General features: G+C 65.1%; 24 protein-coding genes. 16 read left to right on the top strand and 8 right to left on the bottom strand.

Translation table 11 applies throughout. From position 1 onward, the window contains the following. Window positions 1-730: GntR family transcriptional regulator (locus tag VE092_RS03280; protein WP_324873802.1), on the bottom strand; the 730-nt coding region annotated here is incomplete at its 3' end. 381 nt (window positions 731-1,111) lie between these two features. On the opposite strand from VE092_RS03280, the gene VE092_RS03275 reads away from it, so the two are divergent. The 3 genes from VE092_RS03275 (at window position 1,112) to VE092_RS03265 (ending at window position 4,925) form a co-directional block, all read left to right on the top strand. Then, on the top strand, window positions 1,112-2,353 hold the full coding sequence (locus tag VE092_RS03275; RefSeq protein ID WP_324873801.1) for an MFS transporter: 1,242 nt from the start codon (window positions 1,112-1,114) through the stop codon (window positions 2,351-2,353). Then, window positions 2,350-3,180 carry an amidohydrolase family protein gene (locus VE092_RS03270; protein WP_324873799.1) on the top strand — a complete coding sequence of 277 codons (831 nt, stop codon included), beginning with the start codon at window positions 2,350-2,352 and terminating at the stop codon, window positions 3,178-3,180. The genes VE092_RS03275 and VE092_RS03270 overlap by 4 nt, the downstream gene beginning before the upstream one ends. 173 nt (window positions 3,181-3,353) lie before the next feature. Beyond that, entirely contained in the window at window positions 3,354-4,925 is a 1,572-nt protein-coding gene (locus VE092_RS03265) for a methyl-accepting chemotaxis protein (protein ID WP_324873797.1), read from the top strand. Window positions 4,926-4,989: 64 nt separating this feature from the next. On the opposite strand, the gene VE092_RS03260 is transcribed toward VE092_RS03265, so the two are convergent. After that, on the bottom strand, window positions 4,990-5,628 hold the full coding sequence (locus VE092_RS03260; RefSeq protein WP_324873795.1) for a cysteine hydrolase: 639 nt from the start codon (window positions 5,626-5,628) through the stop codon (window positions 4,990-4,992). 214 nt (window positions 5,629-5,842) lie between these two features. Between VE092_RS03260 and VE092_RS03255 the strand changes: the two genes are divergently transcribed. After that, window positions 5,843-7,525, top strand: coding sequence for a phosphoethanolamine transferase (locus VE092_RS03255; protein WP_324873793.1), 1,683 nt, complete (start codon window positions 5,843-5,845; stop codon window positions 7,523-7,525). A gap of 10 nt (window positions 7,526-7,535) precedes the next feature. Here VE092_RS03255 and VE092_RS03250 read toward each other — a convergent pair whose 3' ends face one another. After that, window positions 7,536-7,991, bottom strand: a complete 456-nt coding sequence (locus VE092_RS03250; protein ID WP_324873791.1) for an SRPBCC family protein — start codon at window positions 7,989-7,991, stop codon at window positions 7,536-7,538. Between the two features lie 110 nt (window positions 7,992-8,101). Continuing rightward, a complete protein-coding gene (locus VE092_RS03245; protein WP_324873789.1) occupies window positions 8,102-8,488 on the bottom strand; it encodes a VOC family protein in 387 nt (128 codons plus the stop codon). Between the two features lie 202 nt (window positions 8,489-8,690). Between VE092_RS03245 and VE092_RS03240 the strand changes: the two genes are divergently transcribed. Further along, on the top strand, window positions 8,691-9,977 hold the full coding sequence (locus tag VE092_RS03240; RefSeq protein ID WP_324873787.1) for an FAD-binding oxidoreductase: 1,287 nt from the start codon (window positions 8,691-8,693) through the stop codon (window positions 9,975-9,977). Window positions 9,978-9,990: 13 nt separating this feature from the next. Here VE092_RS03240 and VE092_RS03235 read toward each other — a convergent pair whose 3' ends face one another. After that, window positions 9,991-10,521: a cysteine hydrolase family protein gene (locus VE092_RS03235; RefSeq protein WP_324873785.1), complete on the bottom strand. Its 531-nt coding sequence runs from the start codon at window positions 10,519-10,521 to the stop codon at window positions 9,991-9,993. 173 nt (window positions 10,522-10,694) lie between these two features. Here VE092_RS03235 and VE092_RS03230 point away from each other — a divergent pair, with 173 nt between their 5' ends. Together VE092_RS03230 and VE092_RS03225 are read left to right on the top strand one after the other, a co-directional pair. Continuing rightward, on the top strand, window positions 10,695-10,874 hold the full coding sequence (locus tag VE092_RS03230) for a metallothio multi-domain protein (RefSeq protein WP_324873783.1): 180 nt from the start codon (window positions 10,695-10,697) through the stop codon (window positions 10,872-10,874). A gap of 87 nt (window positions 10,875-10,961) precedes the next feature. Continuing rightward, a complete protein-coding gene (locus tag VE092_RS03225) occupies window positions 10,962-13,451 on the top strand; it encodes a DEAD/DEAH box helicase (RefSeq protein WP_414653398.1) in 2,490 nt (829 codons plus the stop codon). A gap of 14 nt (window positions 13,452-13,465) precedes the next feature. On the opposite strand, the gene VE092_RS03220 is transcribed toward VE092_RS03225, so the two are convergent. Then, window positions 13,466-14,887, bottom strand: coding sequence for an MFS transporter (locus tag VE092_RS03220; RefSeq protein ID WP_324873779.1), 1,422 nt, complete (start codon window positions 14,885-14,887; stop codon window positions 13,466-13,468). Window positions 14,888-15,085: 198 nt separating this feature from the next. Here VE092_RS03220 and VE092_RS03215 point away from each other — a divergent pair, with 198 nt between their 5' ends. From VE092_RS03215 to VE092_RS03180, 8 genes are all read left to right on the top strand, one after another. Then, window positions 15,086-15,367 (top strand): hypothetical protein, encoded by a 282-nt coding sequence (locus tag VE092_RS03215; protein WP_324873777.1) that lies wholly within the window; start codon window positions 15,086-15,088, stop codon window positions 15,365-15,367. 163 nt (window positions 15,368-15,530) lie between these two features. After that, window positions 15,531-16,148 carry a low affinity iron permease family protein gene (locus VE092_RS03210; RefSeq protein ID WP_324873775.1) on the top strand — a complete coding sequence of 206 codons (618 nt, stop codon included), beginning with the start codon at window positions 15,531-15,533 and terminating at the stop codon, window positions 16,146-16,148. Window positions 16,149-16,174: 26 nt separating this feature from the next. Next, window positions 16,175-16,378 (top strand): hypothetical protein, encoded by a 204-nt coding sequence (locus tag VE092_RS03205; RefSeq protein ID WP_324873773.1) that lies wholly within the window; start codon window positions 16,175-16,177, stop codon window positions 16,376-16,378. Window positions 16,379-16,754: 376 nt separating this feature from the next. Next, window positions 16,755-17,015, top strand: coding sequence for a DUF4148 domain-containing protein (locus VE092_RS03200; RefSeq protein WP_324873771.1), 261 nt, complete (start codon window positions 16,755-16,757; stop codon window positions 17,013-17,015). A gap of 119 nt (window positions 17,016-17,134) precedes the next feature. Beyond that, window positions 17,135-17,359 carry a hypothetical protein gene (locus tag VE092_RS03195; protein ID WP_006461205.1) on the top strand — a complete coding sequence of 75 codons (225 nt, stop codon included), beginning with the start codon at window positions 17,135-17,137 and terminating at the stop codon, window positions 17,357-17,359. Window positions 17,360-17,494: 135 nt separating this feature from the next. Then, window positions 17,495-18,358 carry a cysteine hydrolase gene (locus VE092_RS03190; RefSeq protein WP_324873768.1) on the top strand — a complete coding sequence of 288 codons (864 nt, stop codon included), beginning with the start codon at window positions 17,495-17,497 and terminating at the stop codon, window positions 18,356-18,358. 249 nt (window positions 18,359-18,607) lie between these two features. After that, window positions 18,608-19,546, top strand: coding sequence for a LysR family transcriptional regulator (locus VE092_RS03185; RefSeq protein WP_102662657.1), 939 nt, complete (start codon window positions 18,608-18,610; stop codon window positions 19,544-19,546). A 49-nt stretch (window positions 19,547-19,595) separates the two neighbouring features. Next, entirely contained in the window at window positions 19,596-20,516 is a 921-nt protein-coding gene (locus VE092_RS03180) for an ornithine cyclodeaminase family protein (RefSeq protein WP_324873765.1), read from the top strand. 112 nt (window positions 20,517-20,628) lie between these two features. Here VE092_RS03180 and VE092_RS03175 read toward each other — a convergent pair whose 3' ends face one another. Beyond that, window positions 20,629-21,534 (bottom strand): DMT family transporter, encoded by a 906-nt coding sequence (locus VE092_RS03175; RefSeq protein WP_324873763.1) that lies wholly within the window; start codon window positions 21,532-21,534, stop codon window positions 20,629-20,631. A gap of 219 nt (window positions 21,535-21,753) precedes the next feature. Here VE092_RS03175 and VE092_RS03170 point away from each other — a divergent pair, with 219 nt between their 5' ends. Next, window positions 21,754-22,377: a glutathione S-transferase family protein gene (locus VE092_RS03170; protein WP_324873761.1), complete on the top strand. Its 624-nt coding sequence runs from the start codon at window positions 21,754-21,756 to the stop codon at window positions 22,375-22,377. A gap of 241 nt (window positions 22,378-22,618) precedes the next feature. Here VE092_RS03170 and VE092_RS03165 read toward each other — a convergent pair whose 3' ends face one another. Beyond that, window positions 22,619-23,365: a hypothetical protein gene (locus VE092_RS03165; RefSeq protein ID WP_324873759.1), complete on the bottom strand. Its 747-nt coding sequence runs from the start codon at window positions 23,363-23,365 to the stop codon at window positions 22,619-22,621. Window positions 23,366-23,497: the final 132 nt, after the last annotated feature.

Here is a 23,497-nt window from a genome sequence, read left to right as displayed (position 1 = left end):
AGCGAATCTCCGCGCTATACCTGAACTTGCTCGCCGCACCCCTGGACTGCCGCCACTCCAGCGGTGTTCCGTCCGAACCGAAGGCGATGCGTTCGATCACCACCACCGGCGTCTTTTCCTTCAAGCCCAGCAGGCGCGCCTGTGCCGCCGTCACCGTTTCCACCGTCAAGGTCTCGCGGGCCGAGGCCACGATCAGGCCGCATTCACGTTCATACAGCGGATAGAGCAGGTCGCCGAAATCTTCCGGCGCCTTGTCGGCCAGGGCCTTGAACCGCTGGGCGCAGAGATAGATGTTCTCCGCCAGCACCGGTTGATCGTCCACCATGCGCAGGCGCAGCAGTTCGATCACCCGGGCATGGGGCTTGAGGTGCAGGGCCTCGGCGACCTGGCGCGGTGCCTCGATGGTCTTGCGTCCGACGATAACGCTGCGCGGCGCCAGCGGCTTGCCCTCGGCCGATTCGAAACGGAAGAAGCGGAACAGCGAATTGTCGAAACGGGCCTTGCGCACGAAGGTGCCGCGCCCGTGGGTGCGTTCCACCAGCCCTTCGCCGATCAGCGTTTCGATGGCACGACGCACCGTGCCCACGGCCACCTGGTAGGTCTGGCTCAGTTCCGCCTCGGAGGGAATGGGTTGGCCCGGCTGCCACTTCTGGGCGCGGATCTGGGCGGCCAGCAGGTCGCGCAACTGGAGATAGAGCGGCAGGCGCGCATCGACGGACTGGTCAAGCATGGGGAAACTGGCCTTGCATGGATGAAAAGGGTTCAGTCTACCCGCGGCACGGTCCGCCCACAACGGCAGGGTGAACAGTACAGCCGAGCGCCGGCAGGTACAGTGCCGCCCCGATTGCCATTGCGCGACATCGCCCCGATCATGTGCCCACGCCATGACAGCGGCCCTGTATCGACCCTGTCACGGAGGGATGCGCATCGAACACGAGGATTGTTGAGTCTCTTGGCCTGTGTTATCTTAGATCAACTCATATATATGTCTATATGAGCATTCAACGAGATAATTCAATCAGCTCCGCGCTTCCGTCCCTCCTGCCGCGCCGGCCTGTCCGGTGCAGCGGGACTGTGCCGGTTGCGCGCCTTCAGCTTAGAGGACGAGACAATGTTTTCATGGTATCGGCAGGTGACTGCCAAGGAACGCAAGACTTTCTGGGCCTGCTTCAGCGGATGGGCGCTGGATGCGCTGGACGTGCAGATGTTCAGCCTGGCCATTCCGGCGCTGATCGCCGCCTTTTCCCTCAGCAAGGCCGACGCCGGCCTGATCAGCGGTGCCACCCTGGTGGCCTCGGCCATCGGCGGCTGGTTCGCCGGCGCTCTGTCGGATCGCTATGGTCGCGTCAAGACACTGCAGATCACCATCATCTGGTTTTCGCTCTTCACCTTCCTGAGTGCCTTCGCCCAGAGCTATCCGCAGCTGCTGGTATTGAAGGCCTTGCAGGGCTTCGGCTTCGGCGGTGAATGGGCCGCCGGCGCCGTGCTGATGGCCGAGACCATCCGCGCCGAACATCGCGGCAAGGCCATGGGCACGGTGCAGAGCGCCTGGGCCGTGGGCTGGGGCGGTGCGGTGTTGCTGTTCTCCGTATTGTTCTCGCTGCTGCCGCAGGAAATGGCCTGGCGCGCGATGTTCGTCATCGGCCTGTTGCCAGCGCTGCTCGTGGTGTACGTGCGCCGTTCAGTGCCGGAGACCGATGCCTTCCTGGCCGGCCGCAAGGCGGCCGCCGGCAAGCCTGCGGCCAGCACCCTGCTGGGCATCTTCCGTCCCGATGTGCTGCGCCTGACCGTCATCGGCAGCCTGCTGGGCGTCGGTGCCCACGGGGGGTACTACGCGCTGATGACCTGGCTGCCGACCTACCTCAAGACCGAGAAGCACCTGTCGGTGCTCTCCACCGGGGGCTATCTGGCGGTCATCATCGTCGCCTTCTGGTGTGGTTGCATCGCCAGTTCGCAATTGCTCGACCGCATCGGTCGTCGTCGTACCGTGGCTTCGTTTGCCATCTGCTGCGTGCTGACCGTGCTGTGCTACATCTTCCTGCCGCTGACCGACACGCAAATGCTGGTCTGTGGCTTCCCGCTGGGCTTCTTTGCCGCCGGCATTCCGGCCAGCCTGGGGGCGCTGTTCAACGAGCTGTACCCGAGCGGCATCCGCGGCACCGGGGTGGGCTTCTGCTACAACTTCGGTCGCGTGGCCTCGGCCGGCTTCCCGGTGCTGGTGGGCCACATGAGTGATTCGATGCCGCTGGGCCAGGCCATCGGCATCGATGCTGCCATCGCCTATTCGCTGGTAGTGGTGGCCGTGCTGATGCTGCCCGAAACCAAGGGCCGCAGCATGGAAACGGCAGCATGAGCAAAGCGGCCAGTACCACCGGTCTGCGTATCGACACCCACGCGCATGTGTTTGCGCGTGGCCTGCCGATGGCCGATGGCCGTCGCTATACCCCGGCCTACGACATCACCGTCGATGAATACCTGGCCCGGCTGGATGCGCAGGGCATAAGTCACGGCGTGCTGGTGCAGCCAAGTTTCCTGGGTAGCGACAACAGCTACATGCTGCAGGCCATCGCCCGGGCGCCGCAGCGCCTGCGTGGCATCGCCATGGTGGAGCCGGATATCGACGAGTCGGCCCTGCTGGCCTTGCAACAGGGTGGCGTGGTCGGTGTGCGCTTCAACCTGGTGGGCGGGGCGCCGCTGCCGGACTTCAGGGGCGTCTGGCGCGACACCCTGGCACGCATCGCGCAACTGGGCTGGCAGGTCGAGATCCATCGCGAGGCGGTGGACCTGCCGCAGGTGCTGGAGCCCTTGCTGGAACTGGGCATGAAGGTCGTGGTGGATCATTTCGGCCGGGTCGATCCGGCCCTGGGCGTGGATGATCCCGGTTTCCGGTACCTGCTCTCCACCGGCGCTTCGCGCCTGGTGTGGGTGAAGCTGTCGGCGCAATACCGCAATGGCGGCAGTGAGGGCGGCGCGCATTTTGCGCGCCAGGCGTGGCCGCTGCTACGGCAGCATCTGGGGACGGAGCGTCTGCTCTGGGGCAGCGACTGGCCGCATACGCAGCATGAGAGCATGACCGATTACGCCGACAGCTGGCGGCGATTCGAGGATCTGGTGAGCGATGAGCAGGACCGTCGCCTCATCACCGGCCAGATAGCGGCGCAGTTGTTCGACTTCGCCTGAGTCTGCCGACATGGAGGGCCGACCCGTCGGGCGGCGTCTCCAGGACCCAGTCCGTTACACGGGCTGGGTCCTTTTGTTTTGCGCAAGAGGAAATATCGAAAAGCCAATCTTCTCAGGCCTTCGGATTTTCTCCGTGACCGATTGGCGGGGTAGGACAGGAAAGGGATATCACAATGAAATGGTTCATGGACAGGAAGATCGCAACCAAGCTGTTGCTCTCCTTCGTTACGGTGCTGGGTCTGATGACGGCACTGGGCATCTTCTCGGTGTACCAGATGGACAAGGTCAATGACGCGGCCACCGAGATCGCCCACAAGTGGGAACCCAGCATACGCATCAGCCTGATGCTGGAACGCACGCTGGTGCGGGTGCGCTCCACCGAGTTCCAGCACATCCTGGGTAACCAGGAAACCATGGCCACGCTGGAAAAGGCGTTGGCCGAGCGCTACAAGGAATTCAGCAGCCTCGAAGAGCAATACCGCAAGCTCGATCTGAGCCCGGAGCAGGCCAGCACATTCGACCAGCTCAGCAAGACCCTGGCCACCTATCTGGTCGAGCACAAGAAGATCATTGCGCTGTCCCATGACAACCACAAGGACGAGGCGCTGGCCCTGACCAAGGGCGATTCGCTGAAGGCCTATCGCGCCATCGAGAAACAGTTCTCGACGCTGCGCCAGGCCAATATCGCGCAAAAGGAAGAGGCCAATACCGAAGCCGACCGCGTCTACAACACGTCCCAGAACTGGATCATCGGGGTACTCGGCGCCGGCATTCTGATCGGCCTGGCCCTGGCCGTGACCATCGCCCGGGTGGTGGCGCGGCCCCTGGGCGAGGCGCTGCAACTGGCACGTCGCGTCGCCGACAATGACCTGACCGGCCAGGTCAAGGTACACGGCCGTGACGAGACCGGCCAGCTGATGCTGGCGCTGAACCACATGACCGAGAGCCTGGGCACGATGGTGGGCGAGGTGCATCGCAGTATCGCCATCATCAATACCGCCTCCGGCGAAATCGCCAGCGGCAATGCCGACCTGTCCTCGCGCACCGAGTCGCAGGCATCGAGCCTGGAAGAGACCGCCTCGGCCATGGAAGAACTCACCTCCACCGTGCGCCAGAACGCCGATCACGCGCATCAGGCCAACGAGCTGGTGGCCACCTCGTCGCGGCTGGCCAGCGAGGGTGGCGCGGTGGTCGACCGGGTGGTGCAGACCATGGGCGAGATCCGCCTGGGTTCCGCGCGCATCGCCGACATCATCGGCGTGATCGATGGCATCGCCTTCCAGACCAATATCCTGGCGCTCAATGCGGCCGTGGAAGCGGCCCGTGCCGGCGAGCAGGGCCGCGGTTTCGCGGTGGTGGCCACCGAGGTGCGCAGCCTGGCGCAGCGCTCGGCCGCCGCAGCGCGCGAGATCAAGGAACTGATCGAAGGCTCGGTGCAGCAGGTAGCCACCGGCGCCGACCTGGTCGACCAGGCCGGCAAGACCATGCACGAGATCGTCGATTCGGTGGCCCGCGTGGCGACCCTGATGAACGAGATCGCGGTGGCCAGCCGGGAACAGAGTCGCGGCATCGACGAGATCAACCATGCCGTCACGCAGATGGATGAAGGCACCCAGCAGAATGCCGCGCTGGTGGAAGAGGCCGCCGCCGCCGCCCATTCGCTGCGTGACCAGACCCACCAGCTGGCCGGTCTGGTGGGGCGCTTCCGTCTGCGCGGCAACGAGCGCGTGCTGCTGTCGGCCTGAGTTGGACGCGTTCCCGGCCGTCATCCCGTCACGGCGCTGCCGGACGGGATTTTTTACGTCGGTCTCAGTCGATCCAGCTCAGTTGCGTGAGCTTCACCCGCTCGCCCAGGCGTGGCGCATTGACCAGGTGCCAGGCCGCGTATTGCTCGGCATAGGGCGTATCGGCCGCCATCAGGTCTACTGGCACCACCACGTCAAAGCCGCGCAGCGCCGCGCCGGAGGCGGTATGCAGCACCGCCCCGTGGGCCGCAGCGCCGATGCAGATGACGGTCTTGATGCCTTTTTCACGCAAGGTCTTTTCCAGGTCCGTATTGAGGAACTTGTCGGGTCCGGACTTGAACAGCGGCTCGCCCGCCTGCATGGCCGCCGCGGGCCAGACATCGGCCGGCGTGCTGGCACCGCCCAGGGTATGGATCACGGTCAGCTTCTTCTCGCGTGCCAGGGCCAGCAGCTTGGCCACCTTTGGCAGCATGGCCACGCAGCGCGGACGGGTATCGGGGTGGCAGGTCTGGCGCGCCAGGTCCAGCACCAGCAGGGCGGTGGTAGCCGGGTCCACGGTGACGTGCGAGAGTGCCGGTGCGGCCGGGGCCTTGACCGTCGACCATTCGTCATAGACGCCCTGGGCGGTGGCCGGCGAGAGCGCCGCGATACCGGCGGACAGCCCGATGAGCGCGGCGCAGAGACGGAGGGAGAGGGTGCGCATGATGTTCCTTTCGAAGGCGGGTGAATCCGGTGAAGTGGCAGTTCGCACCGGCCGCGAATCCCGTGCGGTGCAATGGTATCCTCGCGGCCTGGAAACAAATTATCGCTGAGCTTGTCCTATCGCGCAGCCCGGATCTGCGATGCACCGCTGCCGGCGCCCTTCATTGATTGCCTGATGACATCCATGTTGCCGACGGGACGGCGGAAAGACTGTATTGAACATACTGCTCAAACGACTCCTGCTGGGTCTGGCCGGCCTGGCGGTCTTCTGGGCGCTGGGCCGCATCAGCGCCAACGAGCTGGCCAAGAGCAGCGTACTCATGGCCACCGCCTTGCCGGGCATCGCCGGGCTGTTCCTGCTCATCCCTGCGTTGCGGCGCCGGCCGGCCTGGTTCTCGGCCGCCAGCCTGGGGATCATCGGCTTGTTCTTCCTGGACGCCACCATCAAGGGTTTCCTGCGCGACTACTTCGGGCTGCGACCCAATCCGGTGCTGGTGCTGCAGGCCATCTTCAATACCAATCCGGCCGAGAGCCATGAATTCTTCCGTCACAACGGGCGCGACGTGGCCGAGGCGGCGGTCCTGTTGCTGTCGATGTGGGGCGCATTGTGGCTGGCCGAGCGCCGCCTGTGCCGTACCGAAGCGGGCCGGCCCGCCCCGGCCTGGCGCTGGCGCGGCGTGGCCGGGGTCGGCAGCCTGCTGGCGATCTTCATCGCGTTGCACTTCAATCCCACCATGGCCAAGGAAAATCCGCTGCTGTTCTGGCCCATCCGCTACCTGGACTACCGCCAACAGATGGCCCAGGCCGCCAGCATGGAGCAGGACGTGGCGCGCAACATGGCGCAGAAGTCGGAGTGGCAGGTGCGCTATCGTGGGCCCGAACGCAATACCGTGGTGTGGGTCATCGGTGAGAGTCTGAACCGCGCCAACATGTCGCTGTATGGGTATGAACGCCAGACCTCGCCCCTGCTGGAGGCGATGCGCAAGGATCTGATCGTGTTTCGCGACGTGGTCTCCTCGGAGCCGGCCACCATGGCCTCGCTGATGAAGATGCTGACCCCAGCCGACCTGAACGACCCGCAGGCCTGGAACCGCAAGCCGGACGTGCTGATGCTGGCCCGCGAGGCGGGCTTCCGCATCCACTGGCTGTCCAACCAGCCGCCCAACGATGGATGGCTGGGGCTGGTCTCGCGCCGCGCCGATCATCAGGTCTTCATCAACAAGGGGGCCGGGCGCGGCGAAAACAATTTCGACGGCAACCTTTTGCCGGCGCTGGAAGCGGCCCTGCAGGATCCGGCGCCCAGGAAGCTGATCGTGGTCCACCTGCTGGGCGCCCATCCCACCTACGACATGCGCTATCCCAGCCAGTACGCCCGCTTCGACAGCGTGCGCGACGGCGTGGCCGAACGGCTGGAACACGCCGAGCGCTCGGCCTGGATACGGCAGCTGCGCAATGAATACGATAACGCCATCGTCTACAACGACTACGTGGTCGCCAACATGCTCAGGCTGACCATGAACGATGCGCGCGAAGACAACGCCAGCCTGCTCTTCAGTTCCGACCATGCGCAGGAAGTCGGGCACACCCGCAATCACGCCGGCCAGTCGGTGGCCGATGCCACCGGCTATGAAATCCCGATGCTGGCGTGGACCCGCTCCTTCACCGGCAAGAGCCCGGAGGAAAAGGCGCAGCTCGAATACCGTCCCTACCAGACCGATCAGCTGGAGCACACTGTACTGGGCCTGCTGGGCGTGGAATCGGTCTACTACGATGCGCGCCACGACATCCTCAGCGAGCGCTTCGTCAGCGCCCACTTCCACCAGCTGCGGCGCATCAACGGCCAGCCCTACCAGCCGCGCACACTGCGCTACAACGAAGCCGCAGCGCTAGGGCAATGACGCAGCGACGTCAGGCGCCATTCGGGATTTCCGGGTCGACCAGTTGCGCCAGCAACTGCAACGATTCCTGCCAGCCGGCATAACAGAATTCCAGCGGGATCGAAGGCGGTATGCCCTGCTGCACCACCGTCAGTTCGCTGCCCACCAGGTTGGCGGCGATGCTGATGGTGACCTTCATCTCGCCTGGCAGATTGGGATCATCGAACTTGTCGGTATAGACGATGCGCTCATGCGGTACCAGCTCCACATAGGTACCGCCGAAGGAGTGCGACTGCCCGGTGCTGAAATTGGTGAACGACATCTTGTGCGAGCCACCGACCCGCGCATCCAGGTGATGCACCTTGCCGGTGAAGCCATGCGGCGGCAGCCATTTCACCATTGCATCGGGATCGAGGAACGCGCGATAGACGCGCTCCGGCTTGGCCCGCAGGACGCGGAAGATCTTGACGGTATGTGGCTGGCTCATGCTGGGTCTCCTTGGACGGGCGGCTTGCCGGTGATGGTGCGCCACTGCGGTGGCATGTCAGCCTCCGCCGCGCCGGCCCGGCTGTCAAGCACGGCGGTAGCGTGTGCGCATCAGGCCGGGCAATGGCAGACCACTTCGATGTTGTGTCCGTCCGGATCGAGGACGAAGGCGCCGTAGTAATGTGGATGGTAATGGACGCGGAGGCCCGGACCGCCATTGTCGCGCCCGCCATGTGCCAGGGCCGTGGCGTGGAAGGCATCCACCGGGGCGCGCGTCTCGGCGCGGAAGGCGATATGCAGCGGCGGCTGGTTGGGTGTGCCGCGACTGATCCAGAAGTCGGGTTTGCCATTCTCGCCAAAGCCCGCCATGTCCGTATGGCCGGTCACCGCTGCCGATAATTCCATCACGATGGAGTAACCGATGGGGGCCAGGGCAGCCTGGTAGAAAGCCTTGCTCTTCTCGAAATCGCTGACCACGATACCGGTGTGATCGATCATGTGCGTTCTCCTGTGGAGGGTAGCGAGGGGGATGGAGGGGAATGCCGGATGCCGATCTTAAAGGGGCGCGGTGCGGCCGGTCAATCCGGCACCCCCTCGATGCGGGCAGGTCCGCCGGACCTGAACACTGCTGACCGCGACGCATGCCCGGCACCCGCCGGCAAGTTCTCGTATCATGCTGCTTTGTTCCCCACATCCGCCCATGCCCACCACCCCGGAAATCGTATTTCCCCGCCATGTCGTCATCATCGGCACGGGCGCCGTCGGCCTCATGAGCGCCATCCATGCACTGGACCAGGGTCTGCAGGTCAGCCTGCTGGACTTCAACGAGGCCGGTAGCGAAGAAGCCTCCAGCTATGGCAATGCCGGCTGGCTGTCCTCACATTCGGTGATTCCCCCGGTAGAGCCGGGCATGTGGAAAAAGGTACCGGGCTATCTGATCGACCCGCTGGGCCCGTTGTCGATCCGCTGGCGCTACCTGCCACGCCTGACCCCCTGGCTGTTGCGCAATCTGGCCAGTGCCCGGCGCGAGCGCATCCGCAGCACTGCCCGCGCCCTGCGTACGCTCGTGGCCGATGCCCGCAACCTGCACCTGCAAGTGGCGCAGCGCGCCGGTGTGGCCCATCTGATCGATACCTCGGGCGTGCTGCACGTCTATCGTTCGCGCCGGCACTTCGACAACGACGCCTTCGGCTGGGGCGTGCGGCGCGAACTGGGCATCGCCTGGCAGGAACTGGAAGGCGAGAGCCTGCGCCGTCGCGAGCCTGATCTCGATCCGGCCTTCGCTTTCGCGGTGCATGTGGACGAGGCCGGTCACTGCAAGAATCCTGGCGCCTACATGCAGGCGCTGCAGGCCTACGTGCTGGCCCGTGGCGCCACCCGCATCACGGGCCGCGCCAGCGGTTTCCGGGTGGAGCAGGGGCGCCTGAAGGCGGTGCTGACCGAACAGGGCGAGATCGCCTGCGATGCCGCCGTGATCGCAGCCGGTGCGCGTTCCAAGGCTCTGGCCGCCGCGGCCGGCGATCGCGTGCAACTGGAGAGCGAGCGTGGTTATCACGCCGTCATCCGTGGCCAGCAACTGCAGGCCACCGCGCGCACACCGATGATGGTGTCCGAATTCAAGGTCATCGCCACCCAGATGGAAACCGGCCTGCGCATCGCCGGCCAGGTGGAATTCGCCTCCTTCGAGGCGGCGCCGGACTGGCGCCGTGGCGAGATCATGCGCGACATCGCCCTCAAGCTCTTCCCGGGCTTGCCGCGTACGCTGGCTCCGGAGGACGTGCGGTTCTGGCTGGGCCGACGCCCCAGCACACCTGATGGCATGCCCTGCATCGGCCCTGCCAGCACCAGCCGCGACATCATCCACGCCTATGGGCACGGCCATATCGGACTGGGCTGCTCGGCCCGCACCGGTCGCATCGTGGCGCAGTTGCTGACCGGGCAGACGCCGGAGATCGACCTGGCTCCCTTCAGTGCACAGCGTTTCTGAGACCTCGCCGCGATCAGAAGACGATGTCGGCCACCGGCGTGATGGTGGCGCGCACGCCATAGGCGCCCAGGTTGGACAGCGTGGCGTGGTGATGCGCCACCACATCGGCCACCGACAGTACGCCGTTGGGCGCGGTGGTGTGGCCATCGGCCGCCAGCGTCACCGGGAAGCCCAGCGCCAGCGCGCGCCGCACCGTGGATTCGACGCAGAATTCGGTCTGCATGCCGCACACCACCAGCCGTGTCACGCCGTGCTCGCGCAGCAGGGCTTCCAGGGGCGTCTGGTGGAAGGCATCCGAACCACGCTTGCGCACATTCAGGTCCGAAGCCTGCTGCCGTAATCCCCGCGCCAGTTGCCAGCCCGGGCTGCCCTGTGCCAGCGCCCCCTGGTCCTCGTGCTGCACGAAGATGACCGGCGCCCCGGCAGCATGCGCCTTTTGCGACAGCCGGTTGATGTTGGCGATGATCGCTTCGCCATTGCTGACGGCCTCCGGGCCGGTGCACAGGGCGTGCTGGACATCGATGATGAGCAGGGCGGTAGTCATGACGTGAGGGCATGAGGATGGACAATGAAGTGCTCTAGGGTAACAGAGCCGGGCGGGCCGATGTGTCCCGTTATTGCCAGGTTGACACTGCGTCAATTTGTCCCATTACATCGGCCGCCGGCCTTGGCTAGAATGCTTGCTGGTTCTTCTCTTCCCTATTCATCAGCTTATCCATGACCGCCCTCTTTGACCGCGTCGAAGACGTCTTGCGCAAAGCCTCCGGACTGCACATCGTGCTGGCCCTGCTGCTGGTGTGCGGCCTGCTGTGCTGGGCGGTATGGGTGTGGGCCACCGGCGAAGGCCGTATCCCCTTCGGCATGCTGGACTTCTGCATCACCCCTCCGGCCCGCTGACGGCTTCCCGACCCGGGCGTTTCGCATCGGTTTTCCTTCTGCGAACCCGCCTGCCCTGGCTGCACCTTGTCCGCGAAGCGCCCTACAATGGCCGCTTTGTCGGCATTCTCCGGTCGCATGTCCAGTTCGCATTCCTCCAGCGCATTCCAGCCGCGCCTGACCCTGCAGTCCCTCACCCGCGGTGACGGCTTGCTGGGCATGCGCGCCCATGGCCTGTTCGGGCCACGCGGCGCCCTGGTCACGGTGGCGCAGATCGACTGGGTCTACGGCCAAGGCGCACAGCGCTGGAGTACCCCCGCGCCCACCGGCCATGCCGAGGACGAAGCCGGCTACACGCCGGCCCACATCGTGCGTGATCCCGAGGCTGAAGCACTGGCGCTGGAGACCATCCGCGACATGGGGCTCTTGCCCTTGCGCGAAGATGCCCTGCAATGGCGCGCCAGCAATCCGCTGCATGACGCCGGCCCGCTCTGGACGCTGGTGCAAGAGGAATTCTTTGGCGACTTCTGGGCCGACCAGGCGCCGCGTCTGCAGCAGATGGGCTGGAGCCTGCGCCTGCGCCCCGGCTTCGTCCACGAGAGCGTGCCGGTAACTGCCTGGCGCATCATCGTCAGCCCCGACACCGGTGAAGTCGTCAGCCGCGAAGTGGCCGCCCCCCTGTTGCCGCGCGCCTTTTCCAGCGAAGTCTTCGATGGCCTGGATCCAACCGGTCGCTGGCTGCTGTCCATCGGCATCGACGTCGATGGGCAATCCATGGATGTGGCGCCGATGGTGGCCGACCTCCTGCGGCGCGACCCGCGCTGGGCCGATGCGCAACAGGTCGAGCGCATGGACCCGCATGCGGTGATTTCCCTGCGCGCCCCCGGTGGGCGTCGCATCGATGCCATGGCCGGTCCGCTCAAGGCGGTGGTGCTGGCCTTGCTCGATCTGCTGGTGGACCTCAAGCGCCAGGAGGGACCTCTGCGGCTGACACCCTGGGACGCGCATCGTCTCGACAGCCTGCACAGCGCGTTGCGGGCGCTGGAGGGCGGCCCCGCCTGGCACATGAGCGGCGCGACCGGCGTGCTGCAACTGGCGCAGCGCCTGCGCGCCGCCGGCAGCGTCGTACCGGTGGCCGCACCCGAGGGGCTGGGTCTGCGCCTGCGCGGCTACCAGCTGCAGGGCGTGGCCTGGATGCAATACCTGCGCCAGCACGGCCTGGCCGGCATCCTGGCCGACGACATGGGCCTGGGCAAGACCGCCCAGGTGCTGGCCCACCTGCTGATCGAGCAGCAGGCCGCTCGCCTGGATCTGCCGGCGCTGGTGGTGGTGCCGACTTCGCTGTTGTTCAACTGGCAGCAGGAGGCGCAGCGCATCGCGCCGGCCCTGCGCGTGGTGGTGCTGCACGGGGACGAGCGCGCCCGCCACGTCGCCACGATTGCCGCCGGCCAGGCCGACCTGGTGCTGACCACCTATCCCCTGCTGTGGCGCGACCTGGATGCGCTGCTGTCCTTGCGGTTTCACCTGCTGGTCCTGGACGAGGCCCAGACCGTCAAGAATGCCGGTGCCCGCAGCGCCGCCGCCGCGCGCCGCCTGCATGCCCGGCATCGTCTCTGTATGACCGGCACGCCGCTGGAAAACCATCTGGGCGAGTTGTGGAGCCAGTTCCATTTCCTGATGCCGGGCTTTCTCGGTGATGCGCGCAGCTTTGCGCGGCTGTGGCGCAAGCCCATCGAACAGCAGGGCCAGACCGTGCGCGCGCGCCTGCTGGCGCAGCGGGTGCGCCCCTTCATCCTGCGTCGGCGCAAAGAAGACGTGCTGCAGGAATTGCCGGCCCGCATCGAGATCGTCGAGCGCCTGCAACTGCAGGGGCGCCAGCGTGAACTCTACGAAAGCGTGCGCGTGGCCGCCGACAAGCAGGTGCGGCGCGCCCTGGAACGGCGCGGCCTGGGCAGTGTACAGGTCAGCGTGATGGATGCATTGTTGAAGCTGCGCCAGGTCTGCTGCGACCCCTATCTGCTCAAGCAGGGCCGCATGCCCCAGGGCCTGGAGCGTGCCAAGATCGAGTGGTTGCGCGATACCCTGCCGGCGCTGGTGGCCGAGGGGCGCCGCATCCTGGTGTTTTCGCAGTTCACCAGCATGCTGCGGCTCATCGACAGCGAGCTGCAGGCCTTGCAGCTGCCCTGCCTGATGCTGACCGGCGACACCGAACCGGCCGCCCGTGGGGCCGTGATTGAACGCTTCCAGGCACAACAGGTGCCGCTCATGCTGGTGAGCCTGAAGGTCGGCGGCGTGGGCCTGAACCTGACCGCTGCCGATACCGTGGTACTGGTCGATCCCTGGTGGAATCCGGCCGTGGAAGAGCAGGCCATCGCCCGCGCCCATCGACTGGGTCAGACGCGCCAGGTGTTCGTCTACAAGCTGGTCATCGAGGGCAGTATCGAAGAGCGCCTGCTGGAGCTGCAGGCGCGCAAGTCGGCCCTGGCCGAAGGCATGCTGGGGCGGGATGACACCACCACCATCAAGTTCGGAGAAGAAGAATTGCAGGCCCTGCTGGCGCCCCTGGGAGCGGGCATCGCCGAAAAGGTCCTGGCTTAGCCCGGGCCGGGCGATCAGTCCTTCCACTCCGCCACGTCTTCCAGCGTGCGCCGTTCCGCATCCACCGCCCAGCGCAGCGCGCAGGCACCCGCCAGCAGGGCCAGGCATGCGCCCAGCGCATAACCCGCCGCCACCGCATGACGGTCGCCGCTGGCGATGAGCCAGCCCAGCAGCAGCGGCGCGATGAATCCCCCCACCCCGGTACCGATGGCATAGAAGATCGAAATGGCCATGGCCCGCATGCGCAGCGGGAATACCTCGCTGGCCGTGAGATAGGCCGAACTGGCCGCCGCCGAGGCCACGAAGAACACCGCGCTCCAGCACAGGGCCAGCGTGGTGGCATCCAGCAGGCCGGCATTGAAGGCCCAGGCGGTGGCCGCCAGTCCGGCCCCGGAAAGCAGGTAGGTGGCGGCGATCATGCGACGCCGGCCGATGCTGTCGAACAGATGGCCCAGCACCAGCGGCCCCAGCACATTGCCCAGCGCGAAGGGGAAGATGTAGAGCGCCACCCGGTGGTCCGGCACCTGGAAGAAGCGGGTCAACACCAGCGCATAGGTAAAGAAGATGGCGTTGTAGACGAAGGCCTGGGCCACCATCATCAGCGCCACCATGAGGCTGCGCTGGCGATAGCGATGCAGCAGCACCTGCGCCATCTCGCGCCAGGGCAGCATGCCGGTGGCCCCGGGGTGCCCGGCACTGTTGTCGGCGGCGGGCGGCAGAGGACCATGCTGGCGCGTGACCTCGTCCTCGATCTGGCGCACCACCTGCTCGGCCTGGGCCTGCTGCCCATGCATGAGCAGCCAGCGTGGACTTTCCGGCACGTGCCGGCGTACCAGCAGGATCGCCACCGCCAGCACCGCCCCCAGCAGGAAGCAGGCGCGCCAGCCCAGTGCCGCCCCCAGCACACGCGGGTCCAGGATCACCAGCGACAGCCCGGCACCCAGGGCCGCGCCGATCCAGAAGCTGGCATTGATGATCAGGTTCACGCGCCCCCGCACCCGCGCCGGCACCAGCTCATCAATGGCCGAATTGATGGCCGCATATTCGCCACCGATGCCCAGGCCGGTGACGAAGCGGCACAGTGCCAGGAACAGGAAATCGCCGGCGAAGGCGGTGGCCACCGTCGCCCCCGTGTACAGCGCCAGCGTCAGCATGAACAGCCGCTTGCGGCCCAGGCGGTCGGTCAGGCGCCCGAATACCAGCGCACCCAGCACGGTGCCGGCGATGTACAGCGAACCCGTCCAGCCCACCTGGGCGGCGTCCAGGCCCAGCGTATCGGGCCGTTCCAGCACACCGCCCAGCGAACCCACCAGCGTCACTTCCAGCCCGTCCAGCACCCAGGCCACGCCGAGCGCGATCACCACGCGCCAGTGCCAGCGCGACCAGGGCAGGCGGTCCAGGCGAGCGGGAATGGAGGAAGGCGGCGAGGCGGACATGGGCAACTCCGGAGCGGGCAGGGCGCCAGGGCAGGCGGATGATGGAAACCTGAGGGGCAGACCGCCGCGCCGGCGTCGCGGTTCCCACGGATGAGCCGGGCTGTGGTGCCAGGGCGACTCAGTCATTTCCTGATGGGCGTGCCGGCGGGGCGGCGCTACGATCCCCTGCTTCAATGACCACACCAGGACGGGCCGCCCATGGGCTGTATCGACGCCATCATGCAGTATTCCATCTATGCCGTGCTGGTGCTGTGCATGGGTGGGCTGGTGGCGTCCATCGTGCTGTTCATCGCCCTGGAACGACGCTGGCAAGAGGGCGGCAACGGCGCTGTCGACGACCTCCCCGGCCGCTTTCACGCGCCGCCGCGGCAAGCCCACCTGCCACCCCATCCCTGGGAGGAATTGCGCAATCGTATCGGCGAGATGCAGATCGTAGCCGACGAATCCGAGCGCCCCGGCCCGTACAAGAATGTGACCTGAAGCCCCCCAGCCGCTCCTCGGATCCTGCCTGCATTCCTACAGCAGTCCGGGCGCTTGTCTGCTTTGCGCCGACCTCGGCGGCACCGATACTGCTCTGCATTCCCGGTCCGGTACGCGCGTCGTGCCGGCACCGCACAAGCACCCGCAGGAGACATTCGCCGCCATGAATACCACCAAGGCCACCAAGTCCTCCGGACCGGCCGCCGATGCCGGTCTGGCCGATACCTTCCATCGTTTCAGCGAGGCCTGCGCGCGCGCCGTCGGCAGTTCCTGGACCTTCGTCCTGGCCCTGGCAGTGGTGCTGGTATGGGCCGTCACCGGGCCGATATTCGATTACTCCGACACCTGGCAGCTGCTCATCAATACCGGCACCACCATCGTCACCTTCCTGATGGTCTTCCTGATCCAGAATGCGCAGAACCGTGATGCCCAGGCCACCCAGCTGAAACTGGACGAACTGATCCGCGCCGTCAAGGGCACCCGCAAGCAGATCATGGATGCCGAAGACCTGTCGGACGACGAACTGACGCGCCTCAAGGAAGAATTCGCTCGCATGGGCGAACACCCGGACGATCCGGTACGGCAGCGCCTGCGCCGCTCCCTTGGACGGGGGCGGCAGCAGCATGCATCGGCGCAGCCGCCTGTGGTACCGAAGCACAAGGAGTCCGCCGCCCGACGTAGCGATGCGCGTGCCGAAGACACCCGGCGCAAGCTGCCGACCCAGCTCCAGCATGAGGAATACACCCGCCCGCTGCGTGCCAGCCAGCGCCAGTGGACCTGACCCGCAAGGACCATGAGGAGACCATCATGAGCATGCCCCCCGTCGACCCGCTCAAGGCCGACAACGCCCTGGACGATCATCCCGATCCGCAGCACACGCCCGAACAGGACCGCGTGCCGCCGCCGCTGGACGGCGCGCCCCCGAAGGGCCGCACCGCACTCAAGCCGGGCGGCCTGTCGGAAGCCGAGCAATTGCTGGAGCAGCAGAAGCTGGATCGCGACCAGCGCTAGTCCCGGCTTCCCGCCTCATCCAATCCCTTTCCCCGGATCGACCGGCCCTGTCGCCGGGCGATCCGTCCTGCGCACAGCCGCTCTTTTCCTTCCTTGTTCTCGCCTGTCCCTATCGCTGCGATAGGCGCAGACGATTGTTCCAGATCGCGGAACACTCAATTCTCTCCAGCCTGGTTTTTCTCCGCGCCGCTCTTCCGTAGACTTCAGTCCATCGATGAACGACATCGCAACGCCCCAAACGAGGCGGTGGCGACGGAGTTCTAGAGAGTGGCACATGTGTCCCATTCGCTCCACCGAAACATGTACCCAACATTGCCTGTGCATCACCAAACTGTATTTAACCCGATTGAACTTAACTGTACCCAAGGAGAACATCATGTCCGCAAAGACCATCATCGCAGCAGTCCTGGCCCTGTCCGCTTCGTCCGTCGCTTTCGCCGAAGCCCAGTATCCGGTCGAACAGACCTTCGTGTCCCACACCACCCGCGCCGCCGTCAAGGCCGACCTGGCACGTGCCCAGCAACAAGGCCTGGCCAACCAGCCTGACTCGGTCTTCCCGGTGATCAGCAACGGTCCCGCCAAGAGCGAAGTGCAGACCGCCGAACGCGCCGCCGCATCGACCTACGCCGGTGCCTGATGCAGGGTAGCCGGATGCGTGCGACATCCCGGTGACCCACGCATCCCGCCTGCAGCATCGCCCATCGCCGCCTCGCGGCAGGAATTGATAGCAGGTACAACAACAAAGAGGAAATCATCATGTTGCAGCAAGTGTTCTCGCGTGGCCTGTCCTTCTATCCACGGATCTATCTGCAGTTTGCCGCTCTGGTCGGTTTGCTGATTGCAGCAGAGTTCAGCCTGAGCACGCTCTCCATGATGTTGACCCAGCGCGCCGTGTACCGCGTCTCGCAACGCGTGCGCCACCGTCGTGAAGCCCGGCGCCAGGAGCGCTGTGAACATATCGACGGTAACTGTTGTGCCTGAGGGGCCCACACAACCCCGCAACTGACGAAAACGGCGCGCCTTCAACGGCGCGCCGTTTTCGTTGCTGCTGCCGCCTGGCGCGCAGTGTTCTACACTCTGGGGACAGTGACTGCCTGCCGCCCTCCGGAGCCCCCCATGAAACGCAACTTCCACCTGCTTGTCATCGATCCGCAAAACGATTTCTGCGATCTCCCCGCCAGCTACCTGCCGGTTGACCCGGTCAACGGCGACGTGCTTCGTCCGGCGCTGCCCGTGGCCGGCAGCCATGCCGACCTGCAGCGCGTGGCCGGGCTGATCGACCAGGGCGGGGCCGGGCTCTCTGCCATCAGCATCACCCTCGATGCCCATCACCGCCTCGACATCGCCCATCCCACTTTCTGGCAGAGCGGCGACGGCGCGCCGGTCGCACCCTTCACCCAGATCGAAGCGGCCCAGGTGCGCGCCGGCCTCTACCAGCCGCGCGACCCGCAGGCACTGGCACGCAGCCTGGCCTACCTGGATGCGCTGGAAGCAGCCGGCCGCTACCGCCTCATGATATGGCCGGTCCACTGCGAGATCGGCAGTTGGGGGGCAGCCGTGCATGCCGATGTGCGTGCCGCCTACAACCGCTGGGAGGATGCACACCTGGGCCAGGTCACCAAGCTCGGCAAGGGTAGCAATCCCTGGACCGAGCATTATTCGGCGGTGATGGCCGAAGTCCCCGATGCCGACGATCCCGCCACCCAGCTTAACCACGGTTTCATCGCCCGCCTGGCCGAGGCGGACCGTGTCTATATCACCGGCGAGGCCGGCAGCCATTGCGTGCGCGCCACTACCGAACACATTGTGGCCCAGCTGGATGAGGCCGCTCGCATGCGCCTGGTGCTGGTCACCGACTGCATGAGTCCCGTGACCGGCTTCGAGGCGCACTACCAGCAATTCCTGCAAGCCATGTCGGCCGCCGGTGTACGTCTGGCCCGCGCAGAGGAAGTCTTGTCCGAACTGCAAGCCAACGCCTGAGCGCCAGCGCCCATGCCGGCTGCCGGCTCGTCTTTCGCCATCGGCTGTCACTGATCCAAATCGGCCGCAACCGAGCGCCCGGCGCGACTTATGCCAAAATGGCATGGGACGTCGGCGGTGCCGTTTCGGTATAGTTGCCGCCAAGGGAGAGGGCGACTGCGATGCCGATGGCATGCGGCGCACACCGCGCCACGCGCGCGCAAACACCATGCCGCCCATCCGGCGCGGCATGCCAACGGGGTGGCAAGCATGGAAATCAAATGGGTGGAAGACTTTCTGTCTGTGGTCGACACGCTCAACTTCAGCCGTTCGGCCAAGTTGCGCAATGTCACGCAACCGGCCTTCGGACGCCGCATCCGCTCGCTGGAAACCTGGCTGGGCGCCGAACTGTTCGATCGTTCTTCCTACCCCTGTACCCTGACCCCGGCCGGCGAGTCCTTCGTGCCCATCGCCAAGGAAATGCTGAACCAGTCCATGCAGGCCAGGCTGGTGCTGCGCGGCCAGCTGGCCGGTGCGCAATCGGCGGTGCGCTTCGCCATGCCGCATACGCTGCTGCTGACGGTCTTCCCCAAGCTGCTCTCCGAGATCGAAAAGAAGATCGGCGCCATCTCCACCACCGTAATGGCCGGCAACGTCCACGACGCCGTGATGGCCCTGGTGGAGCGCAACTGCGATCTGCTGATCTGCTACGACCACCGGCAGCAGGGCATCGCCCTCGATACCGAGCGCTACGCAGTGCTCTCGCTGGGCAAGGAGCCGCTGCGCCCCTATGTGAAAACCCTGCCCAGCGGCCTGCCCAAATATGTCTTGCCTGGCACGCCCAATGATCCACAACCCTTCCTCAGCTATTCCCCGTATTCGTCGCTGTCGCGCATCGTTGAGAAGGCCCTGCATTCCAGCCCGCGCCGCGTGCATCTGTTCCGCCGTTTCGAGACCGATCTGGCCGAGGGTTTGAAGAGCATGGCCGTGGAAGGTCACGGCATCGCCTGGCTGCCCGCCAGCGCGGTGGCCCGCGAAATCGCCGAGGGCAAGCTGACCCTGGCCATCGCACCCAACGACAGCGAGGCGCTGGAACAGGGGCTGTGGTGCGAAGAGATGGATATCCGCGCCTACCGCCGCCTGGATGGTGCCAACCCCGACATCGACCGTATCTGGAATTACCTCAAGTCCGAGCACGGCGGGCAGTGAGCCTGCCCTGCCCGGACCTCCCACGCCTGAACATCACAAGGATCTACCGATGAAATTTCTCACCAACCAGCAGATCAGCGAACTGCTGACCACCGAAGACGCCATCGCCTCCATGCGCGAAGCCTTCGCCCATGCCGCCGAGGGCGCCCACCAGGGGCGCGTGCGCACCAGCGCTTCCAATGGTGTGATGCTGTCGATGATGGGTGCGGTCATTCCGGCCGCCGGCATCGCCGGTGCCAAGGTGTACACCACCATCAAGGGCCAGTTCAAGTTCGTTATCCAGCTGTTCTCCACCGAGACCGGGGCGCCGTTGTGCACCATCGAGGGCGACACCATGACCGGCCTGCGTACCGCTGCGGCCACCGCCGTGGCCTGTGATGCGCTGGCGCGACCGGATGCGCAGGTGCTGGCCGTGATCGGCACCGGCGTGCAGGCGCGCTCGCACATCCCGGCGCTGCTGCAGGTCCGTCCATTCAAGGAAGTCCTGATCGCCGGCCAGTCGGGCCAGCAGGAACTGGCCGAGGAAGTTACCCGTACCCTGGGCGTGCCCGCGCGCGCAGTCGGCATCGACGAGGCCGCTGCCCAGGCCGACGTGCTGGTGACAGTGACCCGCGCCACCACCCCCCTGTTCGATGGCCAGCTGTTGCGCCCCGGTACCTTCGTGGCCGCCGTCGGCGCTTCCAAGGCCAATGTGCGTGAGCTGGATGACGTGGCCATCGGCCGCGCCGCTGCCCTCTTCGTCGAATGGAAACCACAGGCCCAGCAGGAAGCCGGCGACCTGGTGCAATGCGCGCCGGGTGTGTTCGATTGGGCCGAGGTGATGGAACTGGCGCAGGCAGTCGACGGCAGCATGGCCTATCAGCGCAAGCCCGAGGACATCGTCATCTACAAGGCCATCGGCATCGGTCTGGAAGACGTGGCCCTGGCCGGCCTGGCCTATCGCAAGGCCTGCGCCCGCTACGGCTGGTAAGCCGGGGCCGGCAGGCGACTGCCGGTCAATACCTCGCAGGAAATACGCACCAGCAAAAAGGCGCTGCAGATTCTGCAGCGCCTTTGTCTTGTCCACAGCCGTCGGCCTGTCCTCAGACGGTGGCCTTGGCCTGCGGCGGCTTGACGCTGGCCGCCGGCTTGGCGCGCAGCGCCGTGGCGGTTGCCACCAGCACGATGGCGATCCCGGCCACGGTGCCTAGGGTCACCGGTTCATCCAGCAGCAGCCAGGCCCACAGCGACGCCGTCATCGGCACCAGGAAGGTGACGGTGATGGCCTTGGTCGCGCCCTCGGCGGCGATCAGCTGGAAGAACAGCGCATAGGCAATCCCGGTACAGACCACGCCCAGCACCAGTACAGCCAGCAGCGCCGACACGGTGCCGGCCTCCAGCGCATGCGGCACCGACGGTGCGGCCAGCGGCAGCAGGCACAGGGCGGCGGCGAACTGGCTGCCGGTCGCCATGGCGATGGGGGAGATGCCACCGGCGCGCATACGCGTGAATGTGGCGGCAAAGCCATAGCTGACCGCCGCCCCCATGGCCGCCAGCACCCCGGCGATGACCAGGAAGTCGGCCGGCGCCGGGCCGATGCCCACCAGCACCGCCACGCCCACCAGGCCCAGCACGAAGGCCGCGCTGCGCACCAGGCTGAGCCGCTCACCCATCAGCAGGAAACCGAACATGGCCGTAAATACCGGCGCCAGCGAATTCATCGTCGCCATGTAGGAAGAGGGAATGTGCAGCGCCGACCACGCAAACAGCGCGAAGGGCAGGGCGGTATTGAACACGCCGATCACCAGGTAGGGCAGCCAGTTCTTGCGCCACTGCAGCGGAACGCCGCGCACGCGGGCAAAGGCCAGCAGCGACAGCGTGGCCAGCGAGGCGCGGCCGAAGGTGGTCAGCATGGGGCCGAAGACGGGGGCGGCAATGCGCATGAGCATGAAGCTGGTGCCCCAGATGGCGGCCAGCAACAACAGTTTGGCGATATTGGAGGAGGACATGGAGATAAGGCGTTGCGTCGCGGGGCAGCGCCATGGAGGGCCGGTCGGATGATGATTGTACGGCCAGCGGCGCCTGGCCGTCCCGGTACAGTTGCGTGCTTTGCACCGTGCCACTTGGCCGCCCGCAACAGTGGCTGCCGATACGGCCGGGCAACTGTACATGTCGCCCCGTGCGCCGTGCTGATAATCTTGGGCAGATTGACAACAGGGAGGGCAGCGATGCTGAAAATCTACGGGCGCGACAATTCCATCAACGTACGCAAGGTGCTATGGGCCTGTGCCGAACTGGGCATTGCCTTCGAGCGGGAAGACTGGGGCGCCGGCTTTCGTCCGACCAGCGAAGCAGGCTTCCTGGCCATGAATCCCAATGCGATGGTGCCGGTGATCGACGATGACGGCTTCGTGCTGTGGGAATCCAATAGCATCCTGCGTTACCTGGCCGCACAACATGGCGGCAGTGCGCTCTATCCGGCCGCGCCGCGCGAGCGTGCCCGCATCGACCAATGGCTGGACTGGCAGGCCAGCGACCTCAACCGCAGCTGGAGCTACGCCTTCATGGCCCTGGCCCGCAAGTCGCCCGAGCATGGCGATGCACAACAGGTAGCGGCCTCCATTACCGGCTGGACCCGTTTCATGCAGGTGCTGGAACAGCAGTTGCAGCACAGCGGCGGCTACGTTGCCGGAGCGGACTTCACGCTGGCCGACATTGCGGTCGGCCTGTCGGTGAACCGCTGGTTCGGTACGCCCTTCGAGCATGCGCCCTTGCCGGCGGTGGCGGCCTATTTCGAACGGCTGACCGAGCGCCCAGGCTTTCGCACCTACGGCCGCAACGGCATGGCCTGAAGGCGGCAGGCGCGGTACACTGCGGCCTTGCGCTTTTTACCGCGCCCCCCATTGCCCTTTGCAGGACCACCATGGCCACCCGAAAGAAAAAACTGCTCTTCCTCGCCGCCTTCCTGGGTTGCCTGCTGCTGGCCAGCGTGCCGCTGCTGAGTCTGTTGTTCTACTGAAAGCATTCCTACTGTGGTGGCCACTTTAGGAAAATCTCATAGGGACTCCACATTCTTTCCATTGTGACCCAATGCTATTTATTGTTCGCGATGTCCTTTCCACAGATCTCTGCAGAGGAAGTTCCCGCAGCTCTAACGGCGTGTTCCAAATCAGTCGGCATTTGTAAGTAGGCCGTATATGCCAGCACAAGGCCCGTGGCGAAAACTACAAATCCATTAGTTTTTGAAGCCATCATTTGCATTTGTGGTTCCGTCTTACCAGATTTCGAAAACAGCCAATGTATAAATTCGGAGCAGGCCCGGTCGCATATTGTTTTCGCAAATACTTCGAAAAAAATTCGCATACTGATCTGTACTCCAAGAACAAATGTCATTAGCGCAATCGTAAATAAGACGCTGGCCAAATCACCACTCGGCTTGGAACCTGAAATAATTAGGAAAAAGTAGCTTATGCATATGCCTAAACTGACGGCGCATGAAAGCTGAAAAAATGTGAGACCCGGTAACACCAGCCATTCCTGCAAAAAATGAGAAAAACGAGCTCCTTCGAATACCAGGGTGATGCCCCATAGAAAGATCGTCGCCGTCAGAAGACTGACGTTAATGCTTACCCCACTACCAACAAATAGATCGAGTGCTTTAATTGCGTTAGCTCCCATAGCTCCTTTGAGCAACGCTGCAATGCTAAAGAAGATTACCGCAGATAGTCCAAGTACTATGTGGATCAGGACATCCTTCCCATATGCGCTTGCGCGTTTCTTGATCTCTTGATCCAATTCGTGATTCTCTTTTTCGGATAATTTACGTGTCGTCGTTGCCATTCCTGTAATTTTCCCTATTCAGGTTTTTAATTAATTAGGGCTTAACGATTTCCCGTTACTAGAGTGCCAGCTCCAAGTCGTCTTTTTCGATCCCACGAGATATGGCAGTCGTCAGAGAGGCGCGGTAGTTAG

Origin of the sequence: Herbaspirillum sp., from assembly GCF_035644555.1 — a bacterium.
GTDB lineage: Bacteria > Pseudomonadota > Gammaproteobacteria > Burkholderiales > Burkholderiaceae_D > Herbaspirillum.
The sequence above is the reverse complement of the archived record's forward strand: the minus strand, read 5'-3'. Positions and strand labels throughout refer to the sequence as shown.

Bases quoted from the DNA above. Each gene is read 5' to 3' on its own strand.
- VE092_RS03275 (WP_324873801.1), top strand. From the start codon at position 1,112: ATGTTTTCATGGTATCGGCAGGTGACTGCCAAGGAACGCAAGACTTTC.
- VE092_RS03270 (WP_324873799.1), top strand. From the start codon at position 2,350: ATGAGCAAAGCGGCCAGTACCACCGGTCTGCGTATCGACACCCACGCG.
- VE092_RS03265 (WP_324873797.1), top strand. From the start codon at position 3,354: ATGAAATGGTTCATGGACAGGAAGATCGCAACCAAGCTGTTGCTCTCC.
- VE092_RS03260 (WP_324873795.1), bottom strand. From the start codon at position 5,628: ATGCGCACCCTCTCCCTCCGTCTCTGCGCCGCGCTCATCGGGCTGTCC.
- VE092_RS03250 (WP_324873791.1), bottom strand. From the start codon at position 7,991: ATGAGCCAGCCACATACCGTCAAGATCTTCCGCGTCCTGCGGGCCAAG.
- VE092_RS03245 (WP_324873789.1), bottom strand. From the start codon at position 8,488: ATGATCGATCACACCGGTATCGTGGTCAGCGATTTCGAGAAGAGCAAG.
- VE092_RS03240 (WP_324873787.1), top strand. From the start codon at position 8,691: ATGCCCACCACCCCGGAAATCGTATTTCCCCGCCATGTCGTCATCATC.
- VE092_RS03235 (WP_324873785.1), bottom strand. From the start codon at position 10,521: ATGACTACCGCCCTGCTCATCATCGATGTCCAGCACGCCCTGTGCACC.
- VE092_RS03230 (WP_324873783.1), top strand. From the start codon at position 10,695: ATGACCGCCCTCTTTGACCGCGTCGAAGACGTCTTGCGCAAAGCCTCC.
- VE092_RS03225 (WP_414653398.1), top strand. From the start codon at position 10,962: ATGGCCGCTTTGTCGGCATTCTCCGGTCGCATGTCCAGTTCGCATTCC.
- VE092_RS03220 (WP_324873779.1), bottom strand. From the start codon at position 14,887: ATGTCCGCCTCGCCGCCTTCCTCCATTCCCGCTCGCCTGGACCGCCTG.
- VE092_RS03215 (WP_324873777.1), top strand. From the start codon at position 15,086: ATGGGCTGTATCGACGCCATCATGCAGTATTCCATCTATGCCGTGCTG.
- VE092_RS03210 (WP_324873775.1), top strand. From the start codon at position 15,531: ATGAATACCACCAAGGCCACCAAGTCCTCCGGACCGGCCGCCGATGCC.
- VE092_RS03205 (WP_324873773.1), top strand. From the start codon at position 16,175: ATGAGCATGCCCCCCGTCGACCCGCTCAAGGCCGACAACGCCCTGGAC.
- VE092_RS03200 (WP_324873771.1), top strand. From the start codon at position 16,755: ATGTCCGCAAAGACCATCATCGCAGCAGTCCTGGCCCTGTCCGCTTCG.
- VE092_RS03195 (WP_006461205.1), top strand. From the start codon at position 17,135: ATGTTGCAGCAAGTGTTCTCGCGTGGCCTGTCCTTCTATCCACGGATC.
- VE092_RS03190 (WP_324873768.1), top strand. From the start codon at position 17,495: ATGAAACGCAACTTCCACCTGCTTGTCATCGATCCGCAAAACGATTTC.
- VE092_RS03185 (WP_102662657.1), top strand. From the start codon at position 18,608: ATGGAAATCAAATGGGTGGAAGACTTTCTGTCTGTGGTCGACACGCTC.
- VE092_RS03180 (WP_324873765.1), top strand. From the start codon at position 19,596: ATGAAATTTCTCACCAACCAGCAGATCAGCGAACTGCTGACCACCGAA.
- VE092_RS03175 (WP_324873763.1), bottom strand. From the start codon at position 21,534: ATGTCCTCCTCCAATATCGCCAAACTGTTGTTGCTGGCCGCCATCTGG.
- VE092_RS03170 (WP_324873761.1), top strand. From the start codon at position 21,754: ATGCTGAAAATCTACGGGCGCGACAATTCCATCAACGTACGCAAGGTG.
- VE092_RS03165 (WP_324873759.1), bottom strand. From the start codon at position 23,365: ATGGCAACGACGACACGTAAATTATCCGAAAAAGAGAATCACGAATTG.